Annotated in this window: 9 protein-coding genes; 4 read left to right on the top strand and 5 right to left on the bottom strand. The window is 62.9% G+C overall.

Annotated elements, in window-relative coordinates:
* Positions 1–688, bottom strand: a 688-nt coding sequence (locus tag RWT78_RS25580) for a proton-conducting transporter membrane subunit (RefSeq protein WP_314681785.1), incomplete at its 3' end; no start/stop codon positions are given.
* A 190-nt stretch (positions 689–878) separates the two neighbouring features.
* Between RWT78_RS25580 and RWT78_RS25575 the strand changes: the two genes are divergently transcribed.
* Entirely contained in the window at positions 879–1,304 is a 426-nt protein-coding gene (locus RWT78_RS25575) for an NUDIX domain-containing protein (RefSeq protein WP_007730102.1), read from the top strand.
* Here the strand turns inward: RWT78_RS25575 and RWT78_RS25570 are convergent.
* The 3 genes from RWT78_RS25570 to RWT78_RS25560 form a co-directional block, all read right to left on the bottom strand.
* A complete protein-coding gene (locus RWT78_RS25570) occupies positions 1,261–2,640 on the bottom strand; it encodes a hypothetical protein (protein WP_223304380.1) in 1,380 nt (459 codons plus the stop codon). The two genes, RWT78_RS25575 and RWT78_RS25570, sit on opposite strands and share 44 nt — an antisense overlap.
* Positions 2,641–2,707: 67 nt before the next feature.
* Positions 2,708–4,135 carry a hypothetical protein gene (locus RWT78_RS25565; protein WP_314681782.1) on the bottom strand — a complete coding sequence of 476 codons (1,428 nt, stop codon included), beginning with the start codon at positions 4,133–4,135 and terminating at the stop codon, positions 2,708–2,710.
* A 9-nt stretch (positions 4,136–4,144) separates the two neighbouring features.
* Positions 4,145–4,780, bottom strand: coding sequence for a TetR/AcrR family transcriptional regulator (locus RWT78_RS25560; RefSeq protein WP_042926208.1), 636 nt, complete (start codon positions 4,778–4,780; stop codon positions 4,145–4,147).
* Between the two features lie 128 nt (positions 4,781–4,908).
* On the opposite strand from RWT78_RS25560, the gene RWT78_RS25555 reads away from it, so the two are divergent.
* Genes RWT78_RS25555 through RWT78_RS25545 form a run of 3 tightly spaced genes read left to right on the top strand, consistent with a single transcriptional unit; the run spans position 4,909 to position 7,998 of the window.
* Positions 4,909–6,177 carry a cytochrome P450 gene (locus RWT78_RS25555; protein WP_003945041.1) on the top strand — a complete coding sequence of 423 codons (1,269 nt, stop codon included), beginning with the start codon at positions 4,909–4,911 and terminating at the stop codon, positions 6,175–6,177.
* A gap of 46 nt (positions 6,178–6,223) precedes the next feature.
* On the top strand, positions 6,224–6,976 hold the full coding sequence (locus RWT78_RS25550; RefSeq protein ID WP_314681779.1) for an isocitrate lyase/phosphoenolpyruvate mutase family protein: 753 nt from the start codon (positions 6,224–6,226) through the stop codon (positions 6,974–6,976).
* A gap of 2 nt (positions 6,977–6,978) precedes the next feature.
* Positions 6,979–7,998, top strand: coding sequence for a DUF2804 domain-containing protein (locus RWT78_RS25545; protein ID WP_042926211.1), 1,020 nt, complete (start codon positions 6,979–6,981; stop codon positions 7,996–7,998).
* 88 nt (positions 7,999–8,086) lie between these two features.
* Here RWT78_RS25545 and RWT78_RS25540 read toward each other — a convergent pair.
* On the bottom strand, positions 8,087–8,643 hold a 557-nt coding region (locus RWT78_RS25540; RefSeq protein ID WP_314681777.1), incomplete at its 5' end, for an HNH endonuclease.

Below are 8,643 nucleotides of genomic sequence, written 5' to 3'. Positions count from 1 at the left end.
GGGTTGGCGCGGCCATTGCACCGGGAAGCCAGAAGTGCAGGGGCACGATTGCCGATTTGGAGAGCGCACCGATCAGGATCAGGACGATCGCGACGGACGGGAGCCACCCCGTCGGCGGGTTCGCGACCAGTTCGGACAGGTTGTAGCTGCCGCCGACCTGGCCGAGGATGATCATGCCGACCAACATCGCCAGACCACCCGCGGTGGTGACCAGCAGTGCCTGGGTCGCGGCGCGGCGGCTGGTGGCGCGTTCGGCGTAGTGACCCACGAGCAGGAACGACAGGACCGTTGTCAGTTCCCAGAACACGTAGAGAAGCAGCATGTTGTCGCTGGTCACTAGCCCGAACATGGCACCCGCGAAGGCGACCATCTCGGCGGCGAAGATACCGAGTCGAGGTTCGTCGTCGGTGAAATAGCGGGCGCAGTAGACCAGGATGAGCGTGCCGACACCCAGGACGAGCACGGCCATGATGGCCGAAAGCGCGTCGAACCTGAAGTCGATGTCCATCGACAGCCCTGGAACCCAGGTGATGTGCAGCGTCTCGACGGTGCCCCATTTGTCGATGACCCAGCCGAGGCCGGCGAGGGGGACTATCGCGAGGGGGAAGAAGCCGTTTCGCCCTAACCTGCGCACCACAAGCGGAGCCAAGAGGGCGGCAACGGCATGGGCAAGCAAGATAGCGAGCAAAAGGCACTCCGTCGTGTTGTCAGCGGGCGGCGGGGTGTCCGAACAAAATCGAACCTATCGGATTAACGAGACAATTCACCTTGTCGGAGAGGTTGTCTTTGCGTACATATTACCGGGCGTGGCAGTTTCGATGTGCAGCGAGTCGATTCGGACATCATCGGCACTCGCTGATACACGTAGGTTGGACGACGTGAATTCGTCGACACCCACCACGATCATCCGTACCGCTGCCCTTGCACACATTCGTGACCGCAAGCTGATCCAGACCCGCTCCGTGGGCAAGACCGCGTTCTACATGGCCGGCGGAAAGATCGACCCGGGGGAGACGCCCGAGCAGGCACTGCACCGCGAAATTCGGGAGGAACTCGACGTCGATCTGGTCGACGGGACGGTCACGTTCCTTGACGTCTTCGAGGCTCACGCTTTCGGACATTCCGCGGACACGGGCCTGCACATGAGTTGCTATCTGGCGGAGATGGCCGGAGACCCGCACCCGACCAGCGAGATCGCCGAGTTCCGCTACTTCACGCTCGCCGAGTACGCAGCGATGGACGAGGTGGCGCCCGGATCACTCAAAGTGTTCCATCGCCTGGCGTCGATGGATCTGATCGACTGATCGGCGGAGGAACGGATCGATTGATCCGCCCCAATCGGAGACTCACGTAGGCGCAGACGGCCACGATGATCAACGCCACGGCGTCGAGTATCAGAATGTCGGTCGAGATTTCGAACGGGCCGACCGTCGTGATGCCGTTGAAGGGCTTGTTCTCGTCGAGCGGCGTGTACGCCGTCCATCCGTAGTCGAACTGCGGATAGACGAGCAGGGCCAGCGCCGTCGGGCCGAAGATGACACCGAGTCCGACGAGTGCTCGCGACGCTCCGGTCCGCGGTGGCTCTCGGTACATCGCGCTGGCGATCGCGTATGTGACGACCGCAGCGGTGAAGGCGACAAGAAGATCGCTGATCGTGAGAACGTCACCGATCTTCGGCGACGGCGACGTGGCGTAGCTGACGATCCCGGCGACCGTGACCGTCAGGAGCAATCCGTAGCCGACGACTCGCGAGGGAGCGATCGCGCCGATCGCTGCCGCGGCGACGATGACGAGTCCGATCACGACGGCGGTGGAGGCGGGGGTTTTCGACCATTCCATGGCTTCGGTTGCGGGACGGTTCGCCGAGACCGCCGCCAGAGTTGCGACGGCAGCGGTACACATCAGCAGGATTCGACTGCCGTCGCCCAGCACCCGCGCGCAGATCACCGTGATCACCAGCGCGACGAGTAGTAGAGGCACCGCCGCCGTGACGGTGGTGATCTCGAACCACCAATTCGCAGCGACCCCGAAGAGAGTGAGCACCGCCGCGATAGTCACCGGTCGAACGGCCATCCGTTCCTTGGGGTGGTCCTTGTCGAAGTCGTGGAACCAGAACGCGGCGACGCAGGCGGCGGCCAAAGCGAGCGCGAGCAGTGTTGCCCCCAACACTGGTGGTTGAAACTGGTTGGTGTTGTCGGCGATGTAGTCCGCGTACCGCCGAGGAATAGCGTCTTCGTCGAGGAGTGAATCCGAGACATGCACGGCAACAATCGTTCCCGCGACGGAAGCGGCTCGGACCCGGGGAGCGGCAGCAACCGTGACCGCGCCGACAGCGACTCCCGCACCCACGGGTGAGAGTGCCTCGAAGTTGTGATCGTAGAGCCCGGGCAGTTCGAGTAGGAGTCCACCGAAGACCGTCATGGCCGCGGTCCGCAACCGGCAGCGGGCCATCATCGCGGCTGTCCCGACCGCGACGACAGCCAGAACGCCGGCGCCGATCGTCGAGATCGACCAGAACCTGTCGCCCGTCGAAATCGACGTCGACTGGCTGTTCACGAACGGTGCCAAGGCGACGACGGTGACGACGAATGCCGTCACACCACTCAGCGCGACGAGCAGCGTCCTGCGGGCGATGGGCACTGCTCCAAAATAGTCAATCCGGTACCAGTTGCACCGCAATAGCAGGTCTCAGTCCGGTGACGGTGTGTCAGTCGACTGGCTCCGGTTCGATCCGAGATTCCGTGGTGTCGACGGGTGGATGGGACCGTCGGAGGATCGCTGCACCGCAGAAGCCGATGATCAAGGCGAAGAGGATTGCAGCGCCGACGGTCTGAGGGGTGACGTAGTCGATGGTGATGCCTATTCCGCGTCCGAATAGTCCTCCGTTGGCGCTGACGTGCGCCGGGATGGGAAGTTCCATCAATCGCTGAATGTCTGCCGCTGTCAACTCTGGCGGCGCGGTGAGCTGATCGGTGAGAATGGCGATCGACGAGAAGGTCATTGCGGCAAAGGGAATGGCGAGTCCGAGTGTGGCGTCGACCAGGCTGCCGGGAGCCAGGGCACCGAACAGCAATCCGGCGGCGAGACCCAGCGAGGCGATCTTCAGTGCGATTGACCAGACACCGTGCGCGGAGTCGAAGGGCAGTAGTTCTGACAGCGGTACCGCAACGAGAACGGCGATGGGAACGAGGTTTGGCACCTGCTTGTGCAGTCGCAATCCGACGGCGACCGGCAGGGCTGCGAAAAGCACCAGTACCCAGGGGGACTTCAGTGGACCCCAGTGACCGGAACCCTTCGCGATGTCGACGAACAGCGGAGCCGACGCAGCGGCCAGAGCGGTTGCGGCCCAGAGGAACTTGCCACCAGCACCGGAGGTGTCGCCGAGACGGTAGGCGGCGATCCATGTCAACGCGAGCGCAGCGCCCGCTGCCAAGACCATGACGATCCAGGCAGTTGCCTCGGACGCGTACTGCTGGCGATCGATCACGGCGCCGAGCACTCGATGCCCGATCGCCAGCGCGGCGATCACCACGAGCGCGATGCGGATTTCGCCCGCGTCGGGCTTGCGGATCCGGAAGCCGGATTGCGCGGTCACTGCACAGGCGATTGCTGCTGCGGCCGTGGCGCCGATCAGCCACCACGACGGCTCACCTACCGAAGACGTACTCATCCGGCCCGTCCCGCCGGCGAACGTGCGAACCGTGAGGAAGGCGGCAAGCACGCCGAGGAGGGTGGCGTTCTTCGTGGCGGTGCGATCCCAACTGACGGCAACCACACAACCCAGAATCGCACCGGCTGCAACACTTTTGACGATGATCACGGCGATCAGCAGGTCCAGTGACGCAACCTCGGGCACGACTGCCCGAATGATCGCGATGACGGCGACCCCGACGGTGATCGCGATCCAGGCTGCCCGACGGGAGCCGCGACGCTGTGAGAGTGCGCAGGCAAGCACGGCAACCACGGCGCCGAGCCCGACAGCGGTGGGTCCACTGCTGATCCAGCGATCTACTTCCGACGGAGAGGCCACGATGGCCCAGTCGCGAAGAACGGGATTGGTCAGGGCCAGCGCCGCGAGTATCCCGGACAGGAGCGCAGCGACGGTGGTGAGGATCGCTCGAGGATCGAGTGGCATCGGGCCAACCTATCGCGGCGCCGCGACATCGGTCGTGGGCGGCGTGAGTGCCGGAAACCAGATGTCGGTGAGAACGTCTGCTGCGACGTCCGCACCCGCGGTGATCGCGCCCTGTTCCGCCCAGCGAATGAAGAAGCGCTCGACTTGTGTCAGCAGGAGTTCGACCCGGAGTTTCGCCTCGTCGTGTCGGCTCTGCGGCCAGCGTGCCAGGTACGACGGCATCGCGTTGGGCAGTGCGGAGATGCCTTCGCGGGCCAGTGTGCGGAACTCGGGTTCGAGGACCATGGCCTCGTCCCACGCCCGCATCATGTGGTGGTGATCGCGGCACCAGTCGAGAGCGCGGTTGATCCAGCCGGCGAATTCTTCGCGCGAACCGGAATCGAGTACGTGGTCGAGATCCTGGAATATGGCGAGGGTGCTGGATACGACGGTGTTCGAGCCGAGCGCCTTGAGGATGTCGATCTTTCCGGGAAAGTGCAGGTAGAAGGTGGCTCGGCTGCAACCGACCCGGCCGGCGATGTCCTCGACGGTGACAGCCGCGTATCCGCGTTCGGTGAAGAGCGCGCCGGCGGCATCCACGAGGTCTGCGCGGGTTCGCTGCTTCTGCTTCTCTCGCAGCGTCAGTCTGCCGGAGGTATCTGTCATTACCAGGATCCTAGTGCCGCGGGGGCTCTCACGGGTCAGTTGCACGAGACTCTCCGTCTTTCACTTGACAGTCCGTTAGTGAAAGCTACTCTGTGGTGTAGCGCACATTCGACCGATCAGAGGACGCCATGACCATCTCGGACACAACACGCACGCCTGACCTGCCGGCCGGATTCGACGTCACCGATCCTGCTGTCCTCGGGGAGCGGATCCCTTTCGAGGAATTCGCCGAACTGCGTCGCAACGCACCCGTGTGGTGGTGTGAGCAGCCGCCGACGGTCGGTGGATTCCAGGACGAGGGCTACTGGGTGGTCTCGCGTCACGCTGACGTCAAAGAGGTCAGCCAGCGCAGCGATGTGTTCTCGAGCTGGGAGAACACCGCGATCGCGCGTTTCGCCGACGACATGCCACGTGAGGCCGTCGAGATGCTCCGGCATCTTCTGCTCAACAAGGATGCACCGGAGCACACCAAGCTCCGCAAGCTGATTTCGAAGCTGTTCACGCCTCGCGCGATCAACGGCATGCGCGACGAATTGGACCGTCGTGCACGGAGCATCGTCGACACCGCTGTGAGCGAAGGCCCGGGCGACTTCGTGAAGCAGGTTGCCAGCGAGCTGCCGCTCCAAGCGATCGCGGATCTGATCGGTGTACCGCAGGACGATCGGGACAAGCTGTTCAAGTGGTCCAACGAGATGATGGGCTACGACGACCCGGAATACCAGGGTGATCCGGCAGTCGCGTCCACCGAGGTCCTCGGATACGCGTACCAAATGGCAGACGCACGTCGTACCTGCCCGGCAGACGACATCGTCACCACTCTGGTCCAGGCCGACATCGACGGCGACTCCTTGAGCCCGGAGGAGTTCGGGTTCTTCGTGCTCATCCTGGCGGTCGCAGGGAACGAGACCACCCGCAACGCCATCACGCACGGAATGATCGCGTTCCTGGACAACCCCGAGCAGTGGGAGCTGTACAAGAAGGAACGTCCCAAGACGACGGCCGACGAGATCGTCCGTTGGGCGACACCCGTCACCGCCTTCCAGCGCACCGCGCTCGAGGACACGGAATTGGCAGGAGTGTCGATCAAGAAGGGGCAGCGCGTGGTGATGCTGTACAGCTCCGCGAACTTCGACGAGGACGTCTTCGAGAACCCGATGACGTTCGACATCACTCGTAACCCCAATCCGCACTTGGGCTTCGGCGGAACGGGCGCGCACTTCTGCATCGGTGCCAACCTCGCTCGTATGGAGATCGACTTGATGTTCAACGCGATCGCCGACAACGTCCCGGACATCACCAAGATCGGTGATCCGCGCCGTCTGCGCTCGGGTTGGATCAACGGCATCAAGGAGTTCCAGGTCGATTACAAGAGCACAGGCTGCCCGGTCGCTCACTAGAGTCGGTAGGTGAGAGGTACACCCCACGATCTCGAGGAGCCACCGCATGACTTCGATCAACGACAAGGCAACTGCTCTATTGGCGTTGCACCAGCCAGGTAATCCGGTCATTCTCCCGACGGTGTGGGACGCGTGGTCAGCGAATCTTGCGGTGGCTGCCGATTTTGCAGCCCTGACGGTGGGCAGCCACCCGGTTTCCGATTCCATCGGCAAGCCGGACAACGAGGGCATCACCTTCGACGAACTTCTGCACCGGATCAAGCAGATCACCGGTGCGGTCGACGCCCCGATCTCGGTGGACATCGAGGGTGGTTACGGGCTCGAGCCGGCAGTTCTCATCGACGGGTTGATCGATGCCGGCGCTGTCGGACTCAACATCGAGGACACCGTTCACAGTGAAGGCGGACGCTTGCGCGAGGCGCAGGAGCACGCCGACTTCGTCGGTGGGCTTCGTCAGGCCGCCGACGCAGCCGGAGTTCACGTTGTCGTCAACGCGCGCACCGACCTGTTCGTGAAGCAGGTCGGTGACGAGTCCGATCGCGTCGATCGCGCCATCGCACGCCTCAAGCTGGCGGCCGACGCCGGCGCCGACGTTCTCTACCCCGTCGGGCGCCATGACGACGCGACCCAGCGCCGCCTGACGTCCGAGCTCCCACTTCCGATCAATGCGATCGGAATCCCGGATCAGGACGACCCGGCAAGTTTCGGTCCGCTCGGAGTGGCACGTGTGAGCTTCGGTCCGTTCTTCCAGATGGCATTGGCCAACCGTGCGAACGAGATCTTGGGACGCTGGAAGTAAGAATGCAGACACTGATGTCGCCCGGCCCGCTTCTCGACGATCGCGGACATTTGGTCGAGACGGGTTGGGCCCCATCGGAGATTCGCAAGTATCGACGCTCTGCGATCACCGCTCCCAAGTTCCGGATCAAGGAGTGGGACTACTACTGCGTTCTCACTGCGGATTACGGCATCGCGTTGACCGTCGCCGACAACGGGTACATGGGCTTGCTCGGAGTCTCCTGGCTCGATTTCCGAACACCGCACGAGATCACCGAAAACGTGATGCTGCCGTTCCCGATGGGAAGGCTCGGTCTGCCCGAAAGCGCCGACGACGGTGATGTGGTGGTGTCGAAAGGTAAAGCTCGCTTCGAGTTTCGCCATGTGGACGGTGGGCGCCACCTGATCGTCGACTACCCGGCTTTCGACGGTGGACGAGGTCTTCATGCCGATTTGTTCCTGGCGAGTCCTGCCGATGACCGGATGGTGATCGCCACACCGTTTCCGAAGGCGTCCCGTTCGTTTTACTACAACCAGAAGATCAACTGCCTGCCCGCTGCCGGGACCGTGCGAATCGGGATCGACGACTTCACATTTCGCTCGGAAGACTCGTTCGGCGTTCTCGATTGGGGCAGGGGAGTCTGGACTTACGACAACACCTGGTACTGGGGTTCTGCATCCGGACTGGTGAACGGCGAGCGGTTCGGATTCAACATCGGGTACGGCTTCGGCGACACTACGGCGGCCAGCGAGAACATCGTGTTTGTCGGAGGGCGGGCACACAAACTGGACAGGATCGACTTCGGCATCCCGCAGGGAACGTACGACGGCGCTCCGTGGAACTTCTCGAGCAACGATGGTCGCTTCGAGATGACTTTCGAGCCGATCATCGACCGTGCCGCGACTTTCGACGTCGGGGTGCTGCGTTCGATTCAGCATCAGGTGTTCGGAAAGTTCTCCGGCACAGTAATCCTCGACGACGGTACCTCCGTGGTGGTTCGAGATCTCCTCGGATTTGCCGAGGAGGTTCGGAACCGCTGGTAGGCCGTACGTCTCCGCGAAGATGACGGAACGCAGCATGAGCACCGGGGCATGATCGTGCCCCGGTGCTCGCGTCTCGAGTTGTTTCACTTCAGGCTGCTGTCGGTGGGCTGTTCCCGCCGATCGGCTGTTGATACGGGTCGATCGACATCGGTGGATAGAACACTGTTTTTCGGTCGGGGCCGATCTCCACCCGCCATTCGGTGTGGTGCAGCGTCCGGTGGTGATGACCACACAACAGAATCAGGTTGTCGAGATCTTTTGGGCCGCCATCGTTCCAGTGAACGATATGGTGAGCATCGCACCACCCCGATGGTGTCCCGCACCCCGGGAACGCGCACCCACCATCACGAACCGCAAGAGCCCGCCGCTGCGGAACCGTCGCTGTTCTCGCTTCCTTACCGCAGTCGAGCGGAACACCATTCTCATCCAACAAGATTCGGGTAACGGTGCAGTCGCATGCCAACATCCGGGCCGTATCGATACTGATCGGACCTACCCAATCCGTCCACGCAAACCCCAACTCCTCAGTGGACGGCAGGAGGTCTTTCAAGGCTCTAAGGTCCGTCATGTCTTTCGCGGACGCGGTAACGGTGATGTGCGGTTTCACTCCGCCTTCGATCGGACCCAACCCCGCCCGCTCGTACC

The organism is uncultured Rhodococcus sp. (assembly GCF_963525155.1).
Classification (GTDB): Bacteria; Actinomycetota; Actinomycetes; order Mycobacteriales; family Mycobacteriaceae; genus Rhodococcus_F; species Rhodococcus_F qingshengii.
Note: the sequence above shows the minus strand (reverse complement) of the source record. Positions and strands in the feature narration are given on the sequence as shown.